The sequence below is a fragment of the Pseudomonas sp. genome (genome assembly GCF_035277045.1).
Lineage (GTDB): Bacteria > Pseudomonadota > Gammaproteobacteria > Pseudomonadales > Pseudomonadaceae > Aquipseudomonas.
On sequence record NZ_DATELE010000014.1, the window covers coordinates 1 to 24,371 of the forward strand.

The following is a 24,371-nucleotide window of genomic DNA, read 5'->3' on the forward strand; positions in this document are numbered from 1 at the left end:
AAAGCTAAACGGAGCAAGGTTCGATGTCCCGTAATGAGCCCTTTGAAAGCGTGCCCATGGCGAACGACCATCCGGACCAGGCCGTAAGCCTGTCCCAGGCGTTGCTGGCACCACGCATCGTGATTGAAAGTACCCAGCCGGTGCTCGATGCCGGGGAGTTCGCGGCCAAGGCCGTCGCCGGCCAGCCGGTGCAGGTGACCAGCAAGGTCTATGTCGATGGCCATGACCAGCTCAGCGTCATGCTCAACTGGCGCCAGGCCCACAGCCGCCGCTGGCACTGCGTGCCGATGGAGTTTCTCGGCAACGATGTCTGGCAAGCCGCGTTCACGCCCCTTGAGCTGGGCCTGCATCTGTTCAGCATCGAGGCCTGGATCGATCCCTATGCCACCTTCTGCCACGACCTGGAAAAGAAGCACCACGCCGGGGTTGGCGTGCAGCTGGAGCTCGAAGAGGGCCGGCTGCTGCTCGGCCAGGGCATCGAGCGCAGCGAAGGCCTGCTGCGCGAGCAGTTGTCTGACCTGCAGCAGCGTCTCCCGGGCCAGTCGGTCGAGGACCAGGTCAACCTGCTGCTGCATGCCGACACCGCCGTGCTGATGAGCGAGGCCGAGCACCGCAGCTATCTGACCCGCAGTCCCGAACTGCCCCTGGATGTCGACCGCGAGCGCGCGCTGTTCGCCAGCTGGTACGAGCTGTTCCCACGTTCGATCACCGACGATCCGGCGCGCCATGGCACCTTCAACGATGTGCACGACCGCCTGCCAATGATCCGCGACATGGGTTTCGACGTGCTGTATTTCCCGCCGATTCACCCGATCGGCGCGCGCCATCGCAAGGGGCGCAACAATTCCCTGCAGGCGCAGCCCGATGATCCTGGCAGCCCGTATGCCATCGGCAGCCCCGAGGGCGGGCATGATGCGATCCATCCTGAGCTGGGCAGCCGTGAGGACTTCCGCCGCCTGGTCGCCGCCGCCGCCTCGTTCGGCCTCGAGATCGCGCTGGATTTCGCCATCCAGTGCTCTCAGGATCACCCTTGGCTGAGCGAGCACCCCGGCTGGTTCAGCTGGCGTCCGGACGGCACCATCCGCTACGCCGAGAACCCGCCGAAGAAATACCAGGACATCGTCAACGTCGACTTCTATGCCGCCGATGCCGTGCCGTCGCTGTGGCTGGCCCTGCGCGACGTGATCGTCGGCTGGGTCGAGGAGGGGGTCAAGACCTTCCGCGTCGACAACCCCCACACCAAGCCGCTGCCCTTCTGGCAATGGATGATCGCCAACGTGCGCAGCAAGCATCCGGACGTGATCTTCCTCGCCGAGGCCTTCACCAAGCCTGCGATGATGGCCCGCCTGGGCAAGGTGGGTTACGCCCAGAGCTACACCTATTTCACCTGGCGCAATACCAAGGCCGAGCTCACCGAGTACTTCGAGCAGCTCAACCAGCCGCCGTGGTCGCAGTGCTACCGCCCCAACTTTTTCGTCAACACCCCCGACATCAATCCGTTCTTCCTGCAGAACAACGGCCGTGCCGGCTTCCTGATCCGCGCCGCGCTGGCCACCATGGGATCGGGCCTGTGGGGCATGTATTCCGGGTTCGAGCTCTGCGAGGCGGCAGGGCTGCCGGGCAAGGAAGAATACCTGGACTCGGAGAAGTACGAGATCCGTCCGCGGGACTTCACCCAGCCTGGCAACATCGTCGCCGAGATCGCCCAGCTCAACCGGATTCGCCGCCAGAACCCTGCCTTGCAGACGCACCTGGGGTTGAGCTTCTTCAACTGCTGGAACGACAACATCCTCTACTTCGGCAAGCGCACCGCCGACAAGAGCAACTTCATTCTGGTCGCCATCAGCCTCGACGCGCACAACGCCCAGGAAGCCAGCTTCGAGCTGCCGCTGTGGGAGCTCGGCCTGGACGACAACGCCGACACCCACGGCGAGGACCTGATGAACGGCCACCGCTGGATCTGGCACGGCAAGACCCAGTGGATGCGCATCGAACCCTGGAATCAGCCATTCGGTATCTGGCGTATCGAAAAAGCCCAATAGAAAGGAGTCGTACATGGCCAAGCGTACCCGTCCGGCAGCTTTCATCGACGATCCGCTGTGGTACAAGGACGCGGTGATCTACCAGGTACACGTCAAGTCCTTCTTCGATTCGAACAACGATGGCATCGGTGATTTTCCAGGGTTGATCGCCAAGCTCGACTACATTGCCGAGCTTGGCGTCAACACGCTCTGGCTGTTGCCGTTCTACCCCTCGCCACGGCGCGACGACGGCTATGACATCGCCGAGTACAAGGCCGTGCACAGCGACTACGGCAACCTGGCCGACGCCAAGCGCTTCATCGCCGAGGCACACAAGCGCGGCCTGCGGGTGATCACCGAGCTGGTCATCAACCACACCTCCGACCAGCACCCCTGGTTCCAGCGGGCACGCCATGCCAAGCCCGGCAGCAAGGCCCGTGACTTCTACGTCTGGTCCGATGACGACCACAAGTACGACGGCACACGGATCATCTTCATCGATACCGAAAAGTCCAACTGGACGTGGGACCCGGTGGCCGGGCAGTATTTCTGGCACCGCTTCTACTCGCACCAGCCCGACCTGAACTTCGACAACCCGCAAGTGATGAAGGCGGTCATCCGGGTGATGCGCTACTGGCTCGACATGGGCGTGGACGGCCTGCGCCTTGACGCGATCCCGTACCTCATCGAGCGCGACGGCACCAACAACGAGAACCTGCCCGAGACCCACCGGGTGCTCAAGGCCATTCGCGCCGAGATCGATGCCAACTACCCCGACCGCATGCTGCTGGCCGAGGCCAACCAATGGCCCGAGGATACCCGGCCGTACTTTGGCGAAGGCGATGGCGACGAATGCCACATGGCCTTCCACTTCCCGCTGATGCCGCGCATGTACATGGCCCTGGCCATGGAAGACCGTTTTCCGATCACCGACATCCTGCGCCAGACGCCGGAGATTCCTGCCAATTGCCAGTGGGCGATCTTCCTGCGCAACCACGATGAACTGACCCTGGAGATGGTCACCGACCGCGAGCGCGACTACCTCTGGAACTACTATGCCGAGGACCGCCGCGCGCGAATCAACCTTGGCATCCGCCGCCGGCTGGCGCCGCTGCTGCAGCGCGACCGCCGGCGTATCGAACTGTTGACCAGCCTGCTGCTGTCGATGCCCGGCACGCCGACCCTGTACTACGGCGACGAGATCGGCATGGGCGACAACATTTTCCTCGGCGACCGTGACGGTGTGCGCACGCCGATGCAGTGGTCGCTGGACCGCAACGGCGGCTTCTCGCGTGCCGACCCGCAGCGCCTGGTGCTGCCGCTGATCATGGACCCGCTGTATGGCTACCAGGCGGTCAACGTCGAGGCCCAGTCCCACGACCCGCATTCACTGCTCAACTGGAACCGCCGCCTGCTGGCGGTGCGCAAGCAGCAGAAGGCCTTTGGCCGTGGCACCCTGAAGATGCTGACCCCAAGCAACCGGCGCATCCTCGCCTACCTGCGCGAATTCACCGATGCGGACGGCCAGACCGAGGTCGTGCTGTGCGTGGCCAACGTGTCGCGCGCCGCCCAGGCGGCCGAGCTCGACCTGTCACAGTACGCCGAAAGCGTGCCGGTCGAGATGCTCGGCGGCAGCGCCTTCCCGCCCATCGGCCAGTTACCGTTCCTGCTGACCTTGCCGCCCTATGGTTTCTACTGGTTCGTGCTGGCGCCACGCGACCGCATGCCCAGCTGGCATGTGGAACCTACCCAGAGCCTGCCGGAGTTCACCACCCTGGTGTTGAAAAAACGTATGGAAGAATTGCTCGAGTCCCCCGTCTGCGACACCCTTCAGGACAACGTCCTGCCCCAGTACCTGCCCAAGCGGCGCTGGTTCGCCGGCAAGGAGGCCCGCATCGAACAGGTGCGTATCCGCTATGGCGTGCGCTTCGGCACCTCGACCACGCCGGTGCTGCTCAGCGAGATCGAAGTGCACGGCGGCGGCCAGGTCAGCCACTACCAGTTGCCGTTCGGCCTGATCGGCGAAGAGCAGATCAACAGCGCCTTGCCTCAGCAGTTGGCGCTGGCGCGGGTGCGCCGCAGGGGCCAGGTCGGCCTGATCACCGATGCCTTCGTGCTCGAGCCCTTCATTCGCGCTGTGCTGCGCGCCTGCCAGGACGGCGCGCGCCTGCCGAGCGACGCCGGCGAGCTGCGGTTCGAAAGCACGGCGCAGTTGGCCACGCTGGGGCTGGGCGAGGACAGCGAGGTGCGTTACCTGAGCGCCGAGCAGTCCAACAGCTCGGTGGTGGTCGGCAACAGCCTGGTGCTCAAGCTGATCCGGCGGGTCAACCCGGGTATCCACCCTGAGCTCGAGATGAGCGCCTACCTGACCGCCGCAGGCTTCGCCAACATCTCGCCGTTGCTTGGCTGGGTCAGCCGCGTGGACGGGCAGGGCGAGCCGCATCTGCTGATGATCGCCCAAGGCTTCCTGAGCAACCAGGGCGATGCCTGGGCCTGGACCCAGAACACCCTGGAACGCGCGATCCGCGACGAGATGGAACCGGGCAACGGCGAGCCTGCCGCCCATACCGATGCCCTCGAAGAACTCACCGGCTTTGCGGCACTGCTGGGTCAGCGCCTGGGCGAGATGCACCTGCTGCTTGGCGCGCCGAGCGATGATCCGGCCTTCGCCCCCCACCCCAGCAGCGCCGAGGACAGCCAGCGCTGGGGACGTCAGATCAGTGCCGAGCTCAGCCACGCGCTCGATCTTCTGGCGCAGCACCGCGAGAACCTCGACAGCGAAAGCCAGGCCTTGGTCGATGACCTGCAGCAGCAGCGCGACGGCCTGGCCCGGCATGTCGAAAACCTTGCCGGACTGGCCCAGGGTGGGCTGCTGATGCGTGTGCATGGCGACCTGCACCTGGGCCAGGTGCTGGTGGTGCAAGGCGATGCCTACCTGATTGATTTCGAGGGTGAACCTGCGCGTCCACTCGAAGAGCGCCGGGCGAAAAACAGCCCGTACAAGGATGTCGCCGGCGTGGTCCGATCCTTCGACTATGCTGCAGCGATGATCCTGCGCAGCGCCTCGGCCGTAGACCTGTCCGAGGCCGCTCGGCAGGCGCGTCAACGCGTTGCCCGGCATTACCTTCACCAGTCCCGCCACGCCTTTGTCGAGGCCTATGGGCTGGCGACGGCCGCCATGCCCCACGCCTGGGAACAGGCCGAGGGCGAGCGTGCCGCGCTGGAGCTGTTCTGTCTGGAGAAGGCTGCCTACGAAATACTTTACGAAGCCGAAAACCGGCCTGGCTGGCTGGCCGTGCCCCTGCACGGCCTGCATGGATTGATCAGTACCTGGGGAGAGTCATAGATGAATGCAACAACGCGTGAAAACGGCGGACTTCGGCATCGGGACGTAGACGCCCTGGCCCGCGCCGAACACGCCGACCCGTTCGCTGTACTGGGCCCGCACCCTGATGGTGCGGGCGGCGTGTTTGTGCGTGCTTTCCTGCCCAATGCCTTGAGCGTGCGCCTGTTGGCGCGAGAAGGCGGCCATTCGTTGGTCGAGCTGCACCAAGGTTCGTTGCCGGGCCTGTTCACCGGTCACCTGGGCGAACCTCAGGATTATCTGCTGCAGATCGCCTGGGCCGGCGGCGAGCAGGTCACCGAAGACCCGTACAGCTTTGGCCCGCAACTGGGCGAGATGGACCTTCACCTGTTCGCCGAAGGCAACCACCGCGACCTGTCGGGCCGCTTCGGTGCCCAGCCGCTCCAGGTGGACGGCGTCGACGGGGTCTGTTTCTCGGTATGGGCGCCCAACGCCCGGCGCGTCTCGGTGGTCGGCGATTTCAACAACTGGGATGGCCGCCGCCACCCGATGCGCCTGCGTCATGATGCCGGGGTATGGGAGCTGTTCATTCCGCGCCTGGCGGTCGGTGAGGCCTACAAGTTCGAGGTGCTCGGGCGTGACGGTGTGCTGCCGCTCAAGGCCGACCCTCTGGCGCGTGCCACCGAGTTGCCGCCCAGCACGGCTTCGAAGGTGGCCGGCGCCCTGGGCCATCAGTGGCAGGACCAGGCGTGGATGGAACAGCGTGGCGATCGCCACGCCTTGACCGCCCCCCTGTCGATCTACGAGCTGCATGCCGGTTCCTGGCAATGCGAACTCGATGACGCCGGTGAGGTGTCGCGCTTCTACAACTGGCGCGAACTGGCCGATCGCCTGGTGCCTTATGTCCAGCAGCTGGGCTTCACCCACATCGAGCTGCTGCCGATCATGGAGCATCCTTTCGGCGGCTCCTGGGGCTACCAGCCCTTGTCGATGTTCGCACCGACCGCCCGCTACGGTACCGCGGAAGACTTTGCCGCCTTCATCGATGCCTGCCACCAGGCCGGTATCGGCGTGATCCTGGACTGGGTGCCCGCGCATTTCCCCACGGACGAGCACGGCCTGGCGAACTTTGACGGCACGGCCCTGTATGAATATGCCAACCCGCTTGAAGGCTTCCACCAGGACTGGGACACGCTGATCTACAACCTGGGGCGCAACGAAGTGCGCGGCTTCATGATGGCCTCGGCGTTGCACTGGCTCAAGCACTTCCATATCGACGGCCTGCGCGTGGATGCGGTCGCCTCGATGCTCTACCGCGACTATTCGCGCAAGGCAGGTGAGTGGGTGCCTAACCGCCATGGCGGGCGCGAGAACCTGGAAGCCATCGATTTTCTGCGCCACCTCAACGACGTGGCGGCGCTGGAGGCCCCGGGCAGTCTGATCATCGCCGAGGAGTCCACCGCCTGGCCAGGCGTCAGCCAGCCCACCCAGCAAGGTGGCCTGGGGTTCAACTACAAGTGGAACATGGGCTGGATGCACGACACCTTGCATTACATCCAGAACGATCCGATTCACCGCGCGCATCACCACAACGAGCTGAGTTTCGGCTTGATGTATGCCTACTCCGAGCGCTTCATCCTGCCAATCTCCCACGACGAAGTGGTGCACGGCAAGCATTCGCTGATCGACAAGATGCCTGGCGATCGCTGGCAGAAGTTCGCCAACCTGCGCGCCTACCTGGCCTTCATGTGGACCCATCCTGGCAAGAAGCTGTTGTTCATGGGGTGTGAGTTCGGCCAGTGGCGCGAGTGGGACCATGATAGCCAGCTCGACTGGTACCTGCTGCAGTACCCCGAGCACAAGGGCGTGCAGAAGCTGGTCGGTGATCTCAACAGGCTGTACCGCGAGCTGCCGGCCTTGCACGACCAGGATTGCAAGCCGCAGGGCTTCCAGTGGCTGATCGGCGATGACGCCACCAACAGTGTCTATGCCTGGTTGCGCTGGAGCAATGCGGGCGAGCCGTTGCTGGTGGTGGCCAACTTCACCCCCGTGCCGCGAGAGGGCTACCGCATCGGGGTGCCGTATGGAGAGCGCTGGCAGGAGGTGCTCAACAGCGATGCCGAGAGCTACGCAGGCTCCAACCTGGGCAACTTTGGCACGGTCGCCAGCGAAGAGGTCGCCAGCCACGGACAGCCGTTGTCGTTGGCATTGAACCTGCCGCCGCTGGGCGTGTTGATCCTGAAGCCGGAGTAAGGTTTTTCCATCGCTGATCCTGCACGGGGGTGTGCAGGATCGGTGATGGATATCCGCAGGATGCCTACCACCGCATCCTCACCCCCATGCTGCCGATCAACCCGTTCAGGTCATTGTCATCCACATCGCTGCTGTAATCGGCGCTCACGAACATCGCCACAGTGGGTGTCAACCGCGCCACCAGTCCCAGCCCCAATTCCACCGTGGCCGAGTTCCGCCCGCTGCTGATCTTGTCCACCTCGTCAAGCTTCACCGTGTCGGCGTTGCTGAAGTCATACCAGACGTTGGTCCGCACGTAGGGTTCGATGGGCATGCCGCGCACGTTGTAGCGCGCCGACAGCCTGGCACCGACCCGGCCGGTCCATGAAGGCTGCTCGTTGAACGCCTGCAAGGTCTCGGTCTTCGCCTGGCCGCCCGGATAGTATTGCTGGTTGATCAACTGCGCCTGGGGCTCGATCACCCAGTGCGCGCCCAGACCGATGGGAAAACCGCCTTCGACCGACAAGGTCACCGCATGACCACTGTCATCGAGCCGCTGCCCGCTCGCGCTGCGGCCATTGACATCGAAACGGGTGCCCATGGCCACCGCATCCACATGCCAGCCCTGGTCATGGGTCATGCTCCAGTACATCCCCAGGCTTTCGCCAGTGAGGTTGACGGCGTTCCTGTCCCGATCGCCGAGCCGTGGCCGCATGCCGTTGTAGCCGCTCTGCAGGTTGCTTTGGCCAACGAAGATCCCGGCCCGGTGCACATTGCCGCCGCTGGTCTCACGCACGAAGAGGTCCGGGCTGACCTGCAGCTGCTGCCCGGGTGCCTCAAGCTGGGCTGGCACCGGTGCTTCAGGATCTGGCGCACCGGGGAAGAACTGCGACCACTGGCTGACGACAAGGTCTGGCGAACCCTGGCCATGCCGCTCGGCCATGCGCTCGGAAAAGGCGCTGAGCATGCTCAGGCCCAGACCGCTGGCACTGACCGGGTCCAGCGACAGTTGCGGCATTGCCTCCTGCTGTAACAGGCTGGCCAAGGGGGCGTCATTCGACAGGTCAAGGGCACGGGTCTCCAACGGGGTTGCCAGAAGCAGCGACGCGGAAACCGCGCAGAAAACATACCCGAGACTTTCAGGGTTCGACGTTTTTTTCATGGCGGTTCTCCTCTGATTTTTACAGCCAAGGTCTGGCCTGATGTCACGAGCTGTAAGGCAAGATCAGAGGGCGACATAAACCAGCGCGCCGGGCCCCTGCACGCGCGCAAACACGCGAGCTAGAGGCCCGGAACGTAGTTTTTGTTGTAATTCGTTACCGTGTAGATAAGGAGAGGAGTGTGATTGCGTCAAGCAAGTGAAAGGCTCGCGATACACCCTGTCGACGAGCGTCTAATATCTTTAAAATCAATGAGTTAATAGGTCTAAAAGCCCTTTCGCGATAGCGCGGGGGCTCGTTATGCCGAATCATTGCTAAAGATGAACCTCGACCGATAGAGGGAGGTGATCCGACAAATGCGTCCAGGGCCGATGCCCCAGGATTCGCGGCGAACAGCTTTCGGCATTGCGCAGGTAGATGCGATCCAGCCGCAACAACGGCAACCGTGCAGGATACGTCCGGGCCAGCAGACCCTGATGACGCTCGAACACCTCATGCAGGTTGCCCTGGCGTCTCAGGGTGCGATTGCCGTGCAACTTCCAGTCGTTGAAATCGCCGGCGATGATCACCGGTTCATCGGCAGGCAGCGCATCGAGCAACTGCTGCAACAGCTCGAGCTGCTGCTGCCGATGGCTCTCGAGCAGCGAGAGGTGCACGCAGATGGCATGCACGTTGCGTGGGCCGGGCACGTCGAGCACGCAATGCAACAGCCCGCGGCGCTCGGGGCCGGTGATCGAGACATCGAGGTTGCGGTACTCGAGGATCGGGTACTTGGACAGCAGGGCGTTGCCGTGATGGCCATCTGGATAGACCGCGTTGCGCCCGTAGGCGAAGTCGCTCCACATGCTGTCGGCAAGAAACTCGTACTGCGAGGTCTGCGGCCACCCGGGATAGCGGGCAGCGTGACGGTCGTGGCTGCCCAGGACTTCCTGGAGGAAGACGATATCGGCCTGGGTGCTGCGTACCGCGTCACGCAGTTCGGGGAGGATGTAGCGGCGGTTGAAGGCGGTGAAGCCTTTATGGGTGTTGACCGTCAGCACCCGGAGCCGGTGCACGGCAGGGGCATTGCTGACGGCGGCGAAACCTGGACTGCCGGCTTCGAAATTCACGGTGACTCCTGGTCGGCGGGGTTACTGATTAGGACCGGCCAGGCCTCACCGTGGTTCCTCGCGTCTCAGTCCTCCTCGCGCTGCAGCACGAACAGCAGCATCGAGCGACCGGTGACCTCGAACTCGGTCTCGAACTCCAGGCGCTGGGCCTTGCGCAGTTGCGGGCGATCGGTGTCGATCAGGCAGCTCCAGTGGCTGCCCTCGGGTACCGGCGGCAACACGAAGGGCACGGTGTCGTGATGGGCGTTGACGATCAGCAGCAGCGTCGCGTCTGAGCCTGGGCGGGCGATGCCGCTGACCTGCGCGCGGCCGTCCATGATCATCCCCAGGCAGCGGCCGTGTGGGTCCTGCCATTGCTCCACGGTCATCTCGCTGCCATCGGGGGCCAGCCAGGTGACGTCCTTGACGCCGATCGCCTCGTTGTAGTCGCCGACCAGGAAGCGCGAGCGGCGCAACACGGGATACTCCAGGCGCAGTTTGGTCAGGCGCTTGACGAAGGTCAGCAGCGCCTTGCCTTCATCGTCGAAGTCCCAGTTGATCCAGCCGATCTCGCTGTCCTGGCAGTAGGCGTTGTTGTTGCCATCCTGGGTGCGGCTGAATTCGTCGCCGGCAACGATCATCGGCGTGCCTTGGGACAGCAGCAGCGTGGCGAACAGGTTGCGCATCTGACGCATGCGCAGCTCGGCGATTTCCGGATCTTCGGTCGGCCCTTCGGCGCCGCAGTTCCAGGACAGGTTGTTGTCGGTGCCGTCCTGGTTGTTCTCGTCGTTGTCCTCGTTGTGCTTGTCGTTGTACGACACCAGGTCGCGCAGGGTGAAGCCATCGTGCGCCGTGATGAAGTTGACCGAGGCATAGGGCCTGCGCCCCCGGTTGTTGAACAGCTCGCCGGAGGCGGTGATGCGCGAGGCGAAGTCGGCCAGCTGGCCTTCATCGCCTTTCCAGAAGGCGCGGGCGGTGTCGCGGAAGCGGTCGTTCCATTCGGCCCAGCCGGGAGCGAAGTTGCCCACCTGGTAGCCGCCTGGGCCGCAGTCCCAGGGCTCCGCGATCAGCTTGACCTGGCTCAGCAGCGGGTCCTGGCGGCAGGCGACGAGAAAGCTGTGGCGCTCGTCAAAGCCATCGTGGTAGCGGCCCAGGATGGTCGCGAGGTCGAAGCGGAAGCCGTCGACATGCATCTCGCCGGCCCAGTAGCGCAGCGAGTCGGTCACCAGCTGCAGCACGCAGGGGTGGCTGAGGTCGAGGGTGTTGCCCGTGCCGGAATCGTTGATGTAGTAGCGTTTGTCGTCGGGCATCAGCCGGTAGTACGAGGCATTGTCGATGCCGCGCATCGACAGCGTCGGGCCTTGCTCGTTGCCCTCGGCGGTGTGGTTGTAGACCACATCGAGAATCAGCTCCAGGCCATGGTGGTGCAGGTGCGCGACCATTTCCTTGAACTCGGCGATCTTGTTGTTGGCGAGGTAGCGCGGGTGCGGCGCGAAGAAGGCGATGCTGTTGTAGCCCCAGTAGTTGTTGAGGCCTTTCTCGAGCAGGTGCTGGTCGTTGACGAAAGCGTGGATTGGCAGCAGCTCGATGGACGAGACGCCCAGATCCTTGATGTGGTTGAGCAGATCGTCGTTCATCAGGCCGGCGAAGGTGCCGCGATTGCCCTCGGGCACCGAGGGATGGCGCATGCTGATGCCGCGGGTATGAGCTTCGTAGATCACGGTGCGGTCCCACGGTACCTGCACCCGCTGGTCACGGCCCCAGGTGTAGGCAGGGTCGATCACCTTGCACTTGGGCACGAAGGGGGCGCTGTCACGCTCGTCGAAGCTCAGGTCGCCGTCCGGATGACCAATGGTGTAGCCGAACAGTGCCTCGGACCATTTGAGCTCGCCGACCAGCTGCTTGGCGTACGGGTCGATAAGGAGCTTGTTGGGGTTGAAGCGGTGGCCGTTCTCCGGCTCATATGGGCCATGGACCCGGTAGCCGTAGATCAGGCCCGGATGCGCGTCAGGCAAGTAGCCGTGATAGATCTCGTCGGTGTACTCGGGCAGTTCGATGCGCTCGATCTCGTTTTCCCCGCTGGCATCGAACAGGCACAGCTCGACTTTGGTCGCGTTAGCCGAAAACAGCGCGAAGTTCACCCCCAGTCCGTCCCAGGTGGCACCGAGGGGGAAGGGCTGGCCTTCGCGAATGCGTGTAGGGGCTACGGAGCGATTGGGCTTCTTGGGTGTGCGTGGGGTCATGGCATCCTCTCTTTGACCGGTAAAGCAGCAGGGCAGCGTTCGCCGCCGCGTGCCGAAAAATCGACAGCGTTAAGATTGGGTTTCACGCATCCATGCGCGGTGGGGTCGGGGGCAGGGCCCCCGAGGCGCGGGCCGTCAGGTTGCGGCGGGCTTGCGGCTCACGCGCGGCTTCTTGGCCGCGGCAGGCTTGGCCACTGGGGTGGTGGCGACGCTTGGCTGCGGGGCCAGCTTGGTTTCCGCGGCTTCCTTGGGCTTGGCAGCGGTCTTCTTGCGTGGGGCGGCCTTGGGGGCCAGGGCTTCAGCTTCAGCCAGCTTGCGGGCCATTTCCCAGTGGCGTTCTTCCTGACCCTCTGGTTGCCCTTCGGACTCCCAGATCTGGTAGGCGAATTCGCGGATACGCTTATCATCGACACTCATTTCGACGCTCCTGATGCTTATTAGGCATGTTCAATCAACAGGTTGACCGGGAACTCCGCCAGCGCTGCACCCACGGACAACTCTCTAGAAGAGCTGACCGCGGCATCGCCGAAAAGTCCCGTGCAATTGGCAGGTGACAAGGCAAACGGCAGTATCAGCCGGGTGTCTTCCCAGTTCTGGGCTGGGATAAGTGGAATCGGTGCATTGCCCAGCAGGCTTGAGGCCAGCCGCGGCACGATGATGATAGCCCGCTCGCCTTCGCCTAGCCGGGCAAAGGCTAGCACCTTGTCAGCGTGGCGCCCCTTTATGTTCAGCGGCAGGTAGTCGCCGCGGCGCCACAGTTCGGGATGCGCCCTGCGACAGTCCAGCACGCGGGCGATCAGCGCCTGCTTGACCCGGCCATCGCGCCAGTGGCCGAGCAGCTCGGCCAGCGGCAGGCTGTCGTCCAGCGCCTGGCGCCGGGCTGGGTAGTCCACGGGACGGCGGTTGTCCGGGTCGACCAGGCTCAGGTCCCAGAATTCATCGCCCTGGTACAGGTCCGGGACGCCGGGTGTCGCCATGCGCAACATGGCCTGCACCAGGCCGTTGAGCGCGCCGGGGGTGGCGATCACGCCGGCCGCATCGGCCAGCGACTGGCGCAGCTGTTGGTTCTGGTCGTCGAGCAGGATACCGTCGATGTATGCGGCGCAGGCCCCCTCGTAGGCCTCGTTGGGCGCGCTCCAGCTGCTGCGCAGTTTGGCTTCGCGCAGGGCTTTCTGTTGCCACTGGCCGATACGCTCGGCGTACTGCTGCAAGCCTTGGCGGTCATCGCCGCGCAGGTCCAGCGGCCAGCTGCCAAGCAGGTTCTGGTAGAGCAACAGCTCATCACCGGGCGAGGGCGCCGCGCCGTCTTCCAGGGCTTCGCGCAGTGGCGCCGCCAGTTCACGCCAGTGCTCGACACGGCTGGCCAGCCAAGGGCCGCGTTCGCTGAGCACGGCCAGGCGCGCGCGGCAGTCTTCGCCACGCTTGTGATCATGGGTGGCGGTCGCCAGCAAGCTGTCCGGGAAATCGCGCAGGCGCCGCTGCGCTTCGTTGTGGAACACCTCGGGCCCTGCGCTGAAGCGCTCGGCCTCGAAGCCGACGTCGTTGCGTGAAAGCAGGCGAGCCGAGCGGTAGAAGGCAGTGTCCTCCACGGCCTTGGCCGCGCTGGGGGCCGTCAACTGCTGGAAACGCACGCAGGCGTGGCGCAGTTGCTTGCGCGGCCGTCCCACGGGCAACTGGCGCCAGGGCTGACCGCCCAGCCAGCGCTGCAGGTGATCGAGCACCGGCCAGTCGTTTTCGCTCAGGCGTTGCCGCGCACCCTGCAGGGCATGCTGGAAAAACCCTTCGTCTTCAGCGGGGCGGCCCAAGGCGTTGATGTAGGTGCGATAGACCGGATAGTGCTCGACCAGCGCCAGCAACGCGCGGCGGATGGCGCCCAGGGTCAGGTCGCGGGTCATCAGGTCGTTGCGGGCCACCTGAAGCAGCGCCTGGGCCACCGACTCGAAGTCGCCGGCGAGGGTGCCATTGAGCACCAGGTGACGGGCCGCGCGGACTTCCTCGGCAAAGTCGGGACGTTCGCTGACCGTGCTCCAGAGCTCGGTCAGCGGCGCTTCCCCGGCGGGATCGTGCTGCAGCAACGAGACCTGGTTCATGAACTCGTAGCCGGTGGTGCCGTCGACCTGCCAGTCCCGATGCAGCTGCTCGCCGCTGCCGAGGATCTTCTCGACATAGATGGGCAGGTGCTCGATCGCCGCGTCGACCGGCCGTTTCGGCAGCAGCCGATCGACCCGGCGGCGCAGTTTGCGGCAATAGCCACGCGGGTCGGCCAGGCCGTCGATGTGGTCGATGCGCAGCCCGTCGACCAGGCCACGTTCGATCAGCTCGAACAGCTTGGCATGGGTGGCCTCGAACACCACCGAGCGCTCGACGCGCAGCCCGCCGAGTTCATTGATGTCGAAAAAGCGCCGCCAGTTGATGTCATCGGCGGCGGTACGCCAGCTGGCCAGGCGGTAGGTCTGGCGCTCCAGCAGCAGGTGCAGGCGCTTGAAGCCAGCATCCTCGCGGCTGTCGAAGGCCGACAGGGCGGAATCGAGGTCCGCGCCGCCGGCCACCAGGCGGGCCAGTTCGGCCTGCAGGGGCTGCGCATCGGCCAAGGGGTCGGCGGATTCGTTCAGCGCGGTGAAATGCTGGGCCAGCGCCTGCAGCGCCGGATCACAGCTCTGGCTGAGGATCCAGCCGTAGTCGCTTGGGCAGATAGGGAAGCGGTGTTCGTAATGGGCGGTTTCAAGCACGCCTTGCCGGGCATCGAAAGTCAGCGGGATTTCGCCGGCCTGCAGGGCAGCGCCGTAGTCGTTGCCCAGGAACGGCAGCAGCAACTGCCCGGCCAGCAGCGGGTCGCTGGAGTGCCACTGGATATCGAAGAATTCGGCGTACGGGCTGCGACGCCCCCAGGCAAGCAGGCTTTGCCACCAAGGGTTGTCGGCACCGCCAACGGCCATGTGGTTGGACACGGTGTCAAGGATCAGCCCCATGCCGTGCTGACGCAAAGCGCCGACCAGACGCTCGAGCGCGGGCTCGCCGCCAAGCTCGGGGTTGACCCGGGTCGGGTCGACCACATCGTAGCCGTGGCGAGAGCCTGCGCGGGCGGTGAGGATGGGCGAGGCGTACAGGTGGCTTATGCCAAGACGAGCGAAGTAGGGCACCAGGGGGACTGCGTCATCGAGGGTGAAATCAGAGTGAAATTGCAGACGTACGGTCGCGGTCAAAGGCTTCATCGGTCACGCTCATGGGCTTGTTCTCGGGCCTGGGCAAGGAGCTCCAGGCGGCGGGCGGCATCACTGTCGTCGAGCAGCTTGTCCACCTCCAGGGCAAAGCGGCGGCGCCAGTTGGGGTGGCCGTCGGTGGTGCCCGGCAGGTTGGGTTGCTCGTCGCAGCCCAGCAGGTCCTCGAGCGGCACCAGCACAAGCGGCGCACGGGTCTGCCCGAGGTAGCGGATGGCGGCGTCGATCAGCGCGTCGTCGCTTTCGAGCCGGGTGTTGAAGGCATGTTCCAGGGTGCGGCGAAGCCCCAGGGCCTCCATCTGGCGGCCATGGCGCAGCTCGCGCTCGGTGGTGGCGTCGACCAGCAACAGCCGGCTTTGCCAGTCGATGTCGCGTGCTTGCAGCCAGCCGGCCAGTGGCGCCAGGTCATGGGTGCCGGTGGTCGCCAAGGCAGTGTCGGGCCACTCGGGAATCGGCAGGAAATGCCCTGGCGGGTCTTGTTCGAAGGGCAGCACGCGCATGCCTAGCACGGCTTTTTTCGCCAGTTTCTCGCGCAGGCCCTCGGGCACCGTGCCCAGGTCCTCGCCGAGCACGATGGCCTTGTGGCGAACGGACTCCAGGGCCAGCAGGCGCAGCAGGTCTTGCAGGGGGTACTGGACATAGGCCCCGTCGCCCGGCTTTGCGCCCTGGGGAATCAGCCACAGGCGCTGCAGGCCCATGACGTGGTCGATGCGCAAGCCGCCGGCGTGGGCGAAGTTGGCGCGCAGCATCTCGATGAACGCCCGGTAGCCGTTGCGGCGCAGGCCTTCGGGGGAAAAACCGCAAATTCCCCAGTCCTGGCCATGGCGATTGAGGATATCGGGTGGCGCGCCGACGGTGAGCCCGGCGAGCAGTTCGTCCTGCCGGCTCCAGGCCTGGCTGCCGGCGCCGTCCGCGCCCACGGCAAGGTCGGCGATCAGGCCCACGGCCATGCCGTTGCTACGGGCGGCAAGCTGAGCGCGTTGCAGGCTGCGCTCGGTCAGCCATTGGCAGAAGACATGGAATTCGACCGCATCGGCGCTGGCCTGGGCAAAGGCTTCGATGTCGGGGCTGTGAGGGTTCTGCCAGGCGGATGGCCAGTCGCGCCAGTCACCGCCCAGTCCTTCGGCCACGGCGTGGGCCTGCAGCACCTCGAAGCGGCAGTGGTGCTCTAGCGCTTCACCGCCCGCGGCGCGGAAACTGTCGAAGTCCACGCGTTGCGGATGGTCGCCGTTGGCGAAATCCTGGTACAGCGCGCGCAGCAATTGCGCGTGAGCCTCGGCGGCATGGCCCCAGTCGACCAGCGGCAGGCGCTGCAAGGCGTTGAAGGTATCCTGCAGGGCGCAGGCTTCGACGGCCATGCGCACGGCCCGCTCGCCCAGCACGGCTTCAGGGCTGGCATAGAGGGTGTTGAGCAGCAAGCGGCTGGACGGTGAATAGGGGCTGTAGTGCTCCTGTCCTGCCGAAGCCAGGGCATGCATCGGGCTGATGGCCAGCGCATCGGCCCCGCGCTCGGCGGCGCCGCGCGCCAGCTTCTCCAGTGCCATGCAGTCGCCGTAGCCGCCGTCTCCGGGACGCCGCAGGCTATACAGCTGCGCGCTCAGGCCCCAGCAGCGGGGGGTGTCCTGCTGCGCGCTGTCGGCCAGGCCGTGGCACCGGGCCGGGGCGACGGCCAGGGTGAAGTGCTGTTCATCGAGGCTGATCTGGTGATAGCCGATCGGCAGGTCACCCGGCAAACGGGCCTGGTCATCCAGCCGCAGGTCGCGCTGGCTGCCATCCTCGAGCGTGACGCGGCCTTCGCTGCCGGCAGTGAAATAGGTGCGCAAGGTCAAGGGCTTGCCGGCCTCGCAAGTCAGCAGAGGGGGCAGGTGGTTGGCATCGTGCGCCTCTTCCAGTGCCTCGATGCTGGCAGCGATGGCGTCGTCATCCTTGGCAGGATGGCCGAGGCCTTCGAGCACTTGGCGCAACACCGCGTCCTCGACCTGTTGCGGGCGGCCGTTGGCGTCGATCCAGTCACGGGCGATGCCGGCCTTGGCAGCCAGGTAATGCAAGGGCTGTTGGCTCATTGGGCCTCCTGGCTCGGTGAAATCAGACTGGCCACGCAGCTGCGCGGTGCCAGTTCGGTGTCGGTGTGGCCGGTCTCGGCACTGTCGAACAGCCAGTGCTCACGCGCCGGAAGATCGACAGGTTGCGGCTCATCGCCCAGGTTCAGGTCGATCCGCAGGATCTGCCCGTTGCCCAGGCGCCAGCGGGCGCTCACGGCCTTCTCACCCAGCACCTTGGCGCCCAGCGGGCGGGTGCCTGGCAGTACCGGAATCACATGTTCACGACGCAGGGCCAGCAATTGCCGGTACAGCGCCTGCCAGGTTCTTGCCTGTTCAAGGTCTTCACCCGGATGCGACGCCTCGAAAGTGGAAACGGCATTGGGGTCGGGAATGCGTTCGCGCTGCTCGGGCTCGGCAAACGCGGCAAAGCTTGCGAATTCACCGCGGCGGCCCTCGCGCACGGCGTCGGCCAGCTCGTCATGGAAATCGGTAAAGAACAGGAACGGTTGGCGGCTGCCGCTTTCATCGCCCATGAACAGCAGGGGGATCATCGGGCTGAGCAGCAGCAGCGTGGTCGCCGCGCGAAGCGCCTCAGGCGGGCACAACCGGGTCAGGCGCTCGCCGAAGGCGCGGTTGCCGATCTGGTCGTGGTTCTGCAGGAACAGCACGAAGGAGGCCGGCTGCAGATGGCCGCTGGGCTCGCCACGGGGTTCACCATGGCGGTTCAGCTGGCCCTGGAAGACAAAGCCTTCGCCCAGGCAGCGCGCCAGTTTCTCGATGGGCGCGTCCTTGTAGTCCTCGTAATAGCCTTGCACTTCGCCGGTCAACAGCACATGCAGGGCGTTATGGCCGTCATCGTTCCACTGGGCATCGATACCCTTGTCGAGCAGGAACGCCTGGTTGTGCTCGTTTTCCAGCACCAGCCACACCTGGCGTCCAGGCGCCACGGCCTTGCGCACCCGCTCGGCCAGCTCGACCAGAAAGCTCGGGTCGTTGATGGCATGCACGGCATCGAGGCGCAAACCGTCGATGTGGTAGTCGCGGATCCACATCAAGGCATTCTGGATGAAGTACTCGCGTACCTCCGGACGGCGAAAATCGATGGCCGCGCCCCAGGGGGTCTGCCGGTCTTCGCGGAAGAAGGGGCTGGCGTAGGCATGCAGGAAGTTGCCGTCAGGGCCGAAGTGGTTGTAGACCACGTCGAGCATGACCATCAGGCCATGCCCGTGCGCCTCGTCGACCAGCGCGCAAAGCTCGCGGGGGCTGCCGTAGCTGTGTTGCGGCGCGTAGGGCAGGACGCCGTCGTAACCCCAGTTACGCTCACCGGGAAAGGCGTTGACGGGCATCAGCTCGATGGCGCTGATCCCGAGACCGGCCAGCTGGGGCAACCGGGCGGCAACGCCCTGATAGCCGCCCAGCACGCCGACATGCAGCTCCTGGATGACCGCCTCATGCCACGGACGGCCTTGCCAGTCGTGCTGCCATTGATAATCGCCGAGGTCGACCACCTGGCTTGGGCCGTGGACGCCTTCAGGCTGGTAGCGCGAAGCCGGGTCGGCGATCTCAAGGTCATCATCAATCACAAAACGGTAGCGATCGCCGGCCTGGCAGGGGGCAAGTCCGCTGTACCAGCCGTCCTCGCCGTCCACTGGCAGGAGCTCGATCACTGGTTGCCCTGCAATCCTCAACGTCACGCTGCGCGCATCCGGCGCCCAGAGGGCGAAGCGCGCCGACGTGGCGTCAATCATCTGTACGCCATGCTGGAGCATCGTCGGCACCTCTATCAGTAACGCGCGTATTGGGCCTGTTGCACCAGTTCTTCGTACAGCCGGGCGTAGGGTTCCACCGCCTGGCACCAGTTGAAGGGCTGCGTCATGGACAGGCAGCGCATGGCATTGAGCAGGTCTTTCTTGGCATGCACATAGAACGCCCGGCTGAGCGCTTCGCGGTAGCTGTCGACGGTGGATTCATCGAAGAGGAAGCCGGTGACGCCATTCTCGATGGTGTCGGCCAGTCCACCGGTATTGCGCGCTACCGGGAGCGATCCGAAACGCTGGGCGTACATCTGGCTGAGGCCGCAAGGCTCGTAGCGCGATGGCATGAGCAGGAAGTCGCTGCCGGCGAACATGCGCCGGGCATCGGTTTCGTTGAAGCCGATGCGCACGCCGATCTTGCCTGGGTGACGCAGCGCCAGGTCGCGCATGGCCTGTTCTTCTTCCGGCTCGCCGCGGCCGATGATCGCGATCTGCCCACCTTGGTTGACGATGTACTCGGCAACGCCCAGGGTCAGGTCGAGGCCTTTCTGGTAGACCAGCCGCGATACCACGGCGAACAGTGGGCCCGAGGAAGGTTCGAGCTCGAACAGCTCGCGCACCTGTTGGGCGTTGCGTGCCTTGCCTTCCCAGTCATTGATGCTGAAGTTGTGGACCAGGTGCTTGTCGGTGGCCGAGTCCCAGCTTTCATCGATGCCGTTGGGAATACCGCTGAGCAGGCCCTGCTGGGCCTTGCTGCCAAGGAATCCGTCCAGCCCGCAGCCGAAGTCCGGGGTGGTGATCTCCTGGGCGTAGGTCGCGCTCACCGTGGTGATATGGCTGGAATAGGCCAGGCCGGCCTTGAGGTAGGACAGCTTGCCGTAGAACTCCATGCCTTCCTGTTGCAGGGCGTGAGCGGGAATGGCGAGCTCAGGGCAGCTGCCACGGCTATAGACGCCCTGGTAGGCCAGGTTGTGGATGGTGAAGAGAGTAGGGGTGCTCAGGCCGCGCCAGTGCATGTAGGCCGGGGCCAGGCCTGCTGGCCAGTCGTGGGCATGCACCAGCTCGGGGGTCCAGTGGACCATGCCTTCGCCAGCGGCGATTTCCGCCGCGGCCAGGCCCAGGCGGGCAAAGCGGATGTGGTTGTCCGGCCAGTCGCGGCCGTTGTTGGCGCCATAAGGGGTGCCTTCGCGCTGGTAGAGCTCCGGGCAGATCAGGACATAGATCACCAGGCCGTCCGTGAGGTCCATCCGGCCGATCTTGCAGGCCGGCAGAGCGGCATGGCCGGGCAGTTCGCCGACGATATGAATCGGACTGTCGCTGTCCAGAACTTGCGGATAACCCGGGATCAGCACCCGGACATCGTGCAACTGGCGCATGGCCTTGGGCAAGGCGGAGGAAACATCGCCCAGGCCGCCGGTCTTGACCAGATCGGCGATTTCGGACGTAACGAACAGTACCTTGCGCTTCTGCGAGCCTGGGCGGTGCTGGGTGCCCGGTGCCTTGACTGTCGTCGCGAAGTCCGGCACTTGCGGCTCGCGGGTATTCGGATTGAAAAGCTCTACATGAGGTTCGACAGCGGCACTGATCATACTTCTCTCTCCGTCCCTATGGTGCGGGTGCTGACACCCTCTGCATTACATCGTGTTGGTTTTCTCTCTATTGATTGCGTATTGCACACACCCCGTTGTCTGCACACGCAGCCACTGCGCGATCCGGCCCAAGGGTCGACGGCATGCTTGCGGATGGGGTGGGTGGGCCTGGCCAGGAAGTCCTGTCGCGTGGCCTACTTCTTTGCTGACCCGCTGAGCCATTGAAAAGTTTCGACTATTTGCAGTCGGGGCTTTCGGCAGGTTCGACGGGTCGAAATTGAGTGTAGAAGAGCTGGCGATAAAAATGTGACCCGTTGGTCATTTTAGTCAGGTGACCAACGGAACCGTCGCCGGGGGGAGGTGTCAGGCGGGCGGGAGTAGGGAGGAGTGATGGCTGCTGATCAGCCAGCCATGGCCATCCCAGCGGTAGGCGAACGAGTAGCGCGCGGCCAGGCGCTGGCCGGTGGCGGCGAATTCGAAGGTATACAGGCCGTCGAGTGTGGCCGTGTTGCAGCCGATGCTGGCCTTGTAGGTGTCCAGCGTGCCGCTCGGGCGGTCGGCCAGGAAGTGGCGAAAGTAATCAATGCGCTCAGCGGTTGTCAGGCGAGGCTCTGCCGAGAGGGTCGGCAGAAGAATCGCATCTGGCGCATACAGGCCGGCGACGCCGGCCGGGTCCGCACGTAGCAGGTGACGGTTCCACTGCTCGAACAGCGCCAGGATTTCTGCCTCGTCGGCAGCCCGGCACTGTGTGATCATTGCCTGAGCAGACGCTGACAGGGGTGGCGCTGCCTGTGCGGACGCTGCAAGCGCGCTCAAGGCCAAAAGAAGCCAGGATCCAGCCGTTTTCATAGGATGTACCTCGCAGTGCAGTCGCCGGGGTGGCGGCTGCCCGAGCGCAGGCTAGACAGGCTGCGCTGGGCGGGGTATCAGAGGAGTCAGCGGCGCAGGTCGGTTTTATCGCTGCCACGGGCGTTGGCGAGCATCAGGCTGAGGCTGTCGACTTGCTGTTGCAGCTGGTCGCGCTCTTGCTGCAGACGGCGCAGCTCATCACGGCGCACAGTGACGTAGAGGGTCTGGACGGGGGCAGCTCGCATCAGGGTTCCCATTTGCACACCTCGCAATTGGCTTGTGACATTTACAAGCGTAGACCGCTTGGACGGCGGCGATTCTGAATTCTTTTTAAAGGCATGGGAACTTTTTTGTTTATGGTTGTCATGCCGTTCGTCGCTGAACCATGGACGGGTACGCTGGACTAACCTCAAAAGCGCGCGGTAAAACCAGGAAACGCGTTTCATTCATTTATAAAGGGAGCATCGGCTCATGCAATTGGGAATCGTCGGGCTGGGCCGCATGGGCGGCAATATCTCAAGACGGCTGATGCGGGCCGGGCACCGGACCGTGGTCCATGACCGTAACCATGAGGCGGTCACCACCCTGGTCGGCGAAGGCGCGGTGGGTGCCCATGACCTGGGGGCGCTGGTACAGAAGCTTGAAGCGCCGCGTGCGGTCTGGGTCATGTTGCCGGCCGGCGAGCCTACCGAGCAGACCATCGCGCAGCTGGCCGACCTGCTCGCGCCGGGCGATGTGATCATCGACGGTGGTAACACCTTCTACAAGGACGACATCCGCCGCGCCGCGCAGCTGGCCCAGCGCGAGCTGCACTACATGGACGTCGGCACCTCGGGCGGCGTGTGGGGGCTGGACCGCGGCTACTGCATGATGATCGGCGGCGAGCAGGAGGTCTTCGAGCGCCTGGAGCCGCTGTTCGCGGCGCTGGCCCCAGGCGTCGGCGACATTCCCCGCACCCGTGGGCGCAGCGGCACTCCCGAGCGTGCCGAGCAGGGCTACATCCATGCCGGCCCGCCTGGCGCCGGTCACTACGTGAAGATGGTGCACAACGGTATCGAATACGGGCTGATGCAGGCTTACGCCGAAGGCTTCGACCTGCTGCGCAGCAAAGGTGGCGACGGCCTGCCGGCTGACCAGCGGTTCGACCTGAACCTGGGAGAAATCGCCGAAGTCTGGCGTCGCGGCAGCGTGGTGACCTCCTGGTTGCTCGACCTCACGGCCGATGCTCTGGTGGCCGACCCGCAGCTTGCCGATTTCAGCGGTTCGGTGTCGGACAGCGGCGAAGGGCGCTGGACCATCGATGCGGCCGTGGAGCAGGCGGTGCCGGTGCCGGTGCTTTCAAGCGCCTTGTTCGCGCGCTTTCGCTCGCGCCAGCAGGAAGGCACCTACGGCGACAAGCTGCTGTCGGCGATGCGGCTCGGCTTCGGTGGCCACGTCGAGAAGCGCGAATGAAGAAGACCACCATCGAGGCAGCGCCTCCTTGCACCCTATTCCTCTTCGGCGCTAACGGCGACCTGGTCAAACGGTTGCTGATGCCGGCGTTGTACAATCTCAGCCGCGATGGCTTGCTCGACAAGAACCTGCGCATCGTCGGCGTCGATCATAACCAGGCCAGCGCCGGCGAATTCGCCGAGCGCCTGGAAGCCTTCATGCGTGAGCGTGACAAGGGCGGTGAAGGCGCCAGCCACTTCGACGACCAGCTCTGGGCGCGCGTGGCCACCGGTCTGGACTACCTCACCGGGGACTTTCTCGACACCACGACCTATGAAGACATTGGTCAGTACATCGACCAGTCGGCGACCGAAAACGCGGTGTTCTACCTCGCGACCTCGCCGCGGTTCTTTCCTGAAGTCGTGCAGCGCCTGGGCGCTGCGGGGCTGCTGGATGAATCGGAGGGCCGTTTTCGGCGCGTGGTCATCGAAAAACCCTTCGGCACCGACCTTGCGAGCGCCGAGGCGCTCAATGCCTGCCTGCTCAAGGTGATGCACGAACGCCAGATCTATCGCATCGACCATTACCTGGGCAAGGAGACAGTGCAGAACATCCTGGTCAGCCGCTTTTCCAACGGGCTGTTCGAGTCGTTCTGGAACAATCACTACATCGACCACGTGCAGATCACCGCCGCCGAAACCGTGGGTGTCGAGGGGCGTGGCGCGTTCTATGACAGCACCGGCGCCCTGCGCGACATGGTGCCCAACCACCTGTTCCAGCTGCTGGCGATGGTTGCCATGGAGCCGCCAGCGGCCTTTGCGGCCGACGCCGTGCGCAGCGAAAAGGCCAAGGTGATTGGCGCCATCCGCCCGTTGTCGCGCAACATGGCGCTGAAAAATTCCGTTCGCGGCCAGTATGTGGCTGGCCAGCAAGGTGCGAAGCAGGTGCCAGGTTACCGCGAGGAGCCCAAGGTCGACCCGCAGAGCCAGACCGAAACCTACGTCGCGCTCAAGGTGATGATCGACAACTGGCGCTGGGTGGGGATGCCGTTCTACCTGCGCACCGGCAAGCGCATGAGCGTGCGCGACACCGAGATCGCCATCTGCTTCAAGCCGGCGCCCTATGCGCAATTCCGTGAGTCGGACGCCGAGCGGCCCAAGCCCAACTACCTGAAGATCCAGATCCAGCCCAACGAGGGCATGTGGTTCGACCCGCAGGCCAAGCGGCCCGGGCCGGACCTGGTGATGGAGAACGTCCAGCTGGGCTTTGCCTACAAGGACTTCTTCGAGATGACCCCGTCCACCGGCTACGAGACGCTCATCTACGACTGCCTCACGGGCGACCAGACACTGTTCCAGCGTGCTGACAACATCGAGAATGGCTGGCGTGCCGTGCAGCCGTTCCTCGATGCCTGGGCCGCGGACGGCGAAGTGCACAGCT

15 protein-coding genes are annotated in these 24,371 nt (G+C 64.7%); 5 read left to right on the forward strand and 10 right to left on the reverse strand.

The annotated features are described in order from the left end of the window. Window positions 1–23: 23 nt before the first annotated feature. Genes VJS90_RS00470 through glgB form a run of 3 tightly spaced genes read left to right on the forward strand, consistent with a single transcriptional unit; the run spans window position 24 to window position 7,578 of the window. Window positions 24–2,042 (forward strand): alpha-1,4-glucan--maltose-1-phosphate maltosyltransferase, encoded by a 2,019-nt coding sequence (locus tag VJS90_RS00470; RefSeq protein WP_324118051.1) that lies wholly within the window; start codon window positions 24–26, stop codon window positions 2,040–2,042. A 13-nt stretch (window positions 2,043–2,055) separates the two neighbouring features. Continuing rightward, window positions 2,056–5,367 carry a maltose alpha-D-glucosyltransferase gene (treS, locus tag VJS90_RS00475; protein ID WP_324118053.1) on the forward strand — a complete coding sequence of 1,104 codons (3,312 nt, stop codon included), beginning with the start codon at window positions 2,056–2,058 and terminating at the stop codon, window positions 5,365–5,367. Beyond that, on the forward strand, window positions 5,368–7,578 hold the full coding sequence (gene glgB / locus VJS90_RS00480) for a 1,4-alpha-glucan branching protein GlgB (RefSeq protein ID WP_324118055.1): 2,211 nt from the start codon (window positions 5,368–5,370) through the stop codon (window positions 7,576–7,578). Window positions 7,579–7,642: 64 nt separating this feature from the next. Here the strand turns inward: glgB and VJS90_RS00485 are convergent, their stop codons facing one another. The 10 genes from VJS90_RS00485 to VJS90_RS00530 form a co-directional block, all read right to left on the reverse strand. Continuing rightward, a complete protein-coding gene (locus VJS90_RS00485) occupies window positions 7,643–8,719 on the reverse strand; it encodes an autotransporter outer membrane beta-barrel domain-containing protein (RefSeq protein WP_324118058.1) in 1,077 nt (358 codons plus the stop codon). 312 nt (window positions 8,720–9,031) lie between these two features. Then, window positions 9,032–9,826 (reverse strand): endonuclease/exonuclease/phosphatase family protein, encoded by a 795-nt coding sequence (locus VJS90_RS00490; protein ID WP_324118061.1) that lies wholly within the window; start codon window positions 9,824–9,826, stop codon window positions 9,032–9,034. A 65-nt stretch (window positions 9,827–9,891) separates the two neighbouring features. Further along, window positions 9,892–12,048: a glycogen debranching protein GlgX gene (gene glgX / locus VJS90_RS00495; protein WP_324118063.1), complete on the reverse strand. Its 2,157-nt coding sequence runs from the start codon at window positions 12,046–12,048 to the stop codon at window positions 9,892–9,894. 135 nt (window positions 12,049–12,183) lie between these two features. Continuing rightward, on the reverse strand, window positions 12,184–12,465 hold the full coding sequence (locus VJS90_RS00500; protein ID WP_324118065.1) for a DUF2934 domain-containing protein: 282 nt from the start codon (window positions 12,463–12,465) through the stop codon (window positions 12,184–12,186). A 20-nt stretch (window positions 12,466–12,485) separates the two neighbouring features. Beyond that, window positions 12,486–15,260 (reverse strand): malto-oligosyltrehalose synthase, encoded by a 2,775-nt coding sequence (locus VJS90_RS00505; RefSeq protein ID WP_324118067.1) that lies wholly within the window; start codon window positions 15,258–15,260, stop codon window positions 12,486–12,488. After that, window positions 15,257–17,329, reverse strand: coding sequence for a 4-alpha-glucanotransferase (gene malQ, locus VJS90_RS00510; RefSeq protein WP_324118068.1), 2,073 nt, complete (start codon window positions 17,327–17,329; stop codon window positions 15,257–15,259). The genes VJS90_RS00505 and malQ overlap by 4 nt, the downstream gene beginning before the upstream one ends. Continuing rightward, entirely contained in the window at window positions 17,326–19,077 is a 1,752-nt protein-coding gene (gene treZ / locus VJS90_RS00515; protein ID WP_324118069.1) for a malto-oligosyltrehalose trehalohydrolase, read from the reverse strand. The genes malQ and treZ overlap by 4 nt, the downstream gene beginning before the upstream one ends. 14 nt (window positions 19,078–19,091) lie before the next feature. Then, window positions 19,092–20,651, reverse strand: coding sequence for a glycogen synthase GlgA (gene glgA, locus VJS90_RS00520; RefSeq protein WP_324118071.1), 1,560 nt, complete (start codon window positions 20,649–20,651; stop codon window positions 19,092–19,094). 363 nt (window positions 20,652–21,014) lie between these two features. After that, window positions 21,015–21,407: a DUF4440 domain-containing protein gene (locus VJS90_RS00525; RefSeq protein ID WP_324118073.1), complete on the reverse strand. Its 393-nt coding sequence runs from the start codon at window positions 21,405–21,407 to the stop codon at window positions 21,015–21,017. A gap of 179 nt (window positions 21,408–21,586) precedes the next feature. After that, on the reverse strand, window positions 21,587–21,757 hold the full coding sequence (locus tag VJS90_RS00530; protein ID WP_324118075.1) for a DUF6026 family protein: 171 nt from the start codon (window positions 21,755–21,757) through the stop codon (window positions 21,587–21,589). A gap of 214 nt (window positions 21,758–21,971) precedes the next feature. Here VJS90_RS00530 and gnd point away from each other — a divergent pair, with 214 nt between their 5' ends. Together gnd and zwf are read left to right on the forward strand one after the other, a co-directional pair. Then, entirely contained in the window at window positions 21,972–22,952 is a 981-nt protein-coding gene (gnd, locus tag VJS90_RS00535; protein WP_324118077.1) for a phosphogluconate dehydrogenase (NAD(+)-dependent, decarboxylating), read from the forward strand. Beyond that, a partial coding sequence (gene zwf / locus VJS90_RS00540; RefSeq protein WP_324118079.1) for a glucose-6-phosphate dehydrogenase occupies window positions 22,949–24,371 on the forward strand: 1,423 nt, incomplete at its 3' end. The genes gnd and zwf, both read left to right, overlap by 4 nt.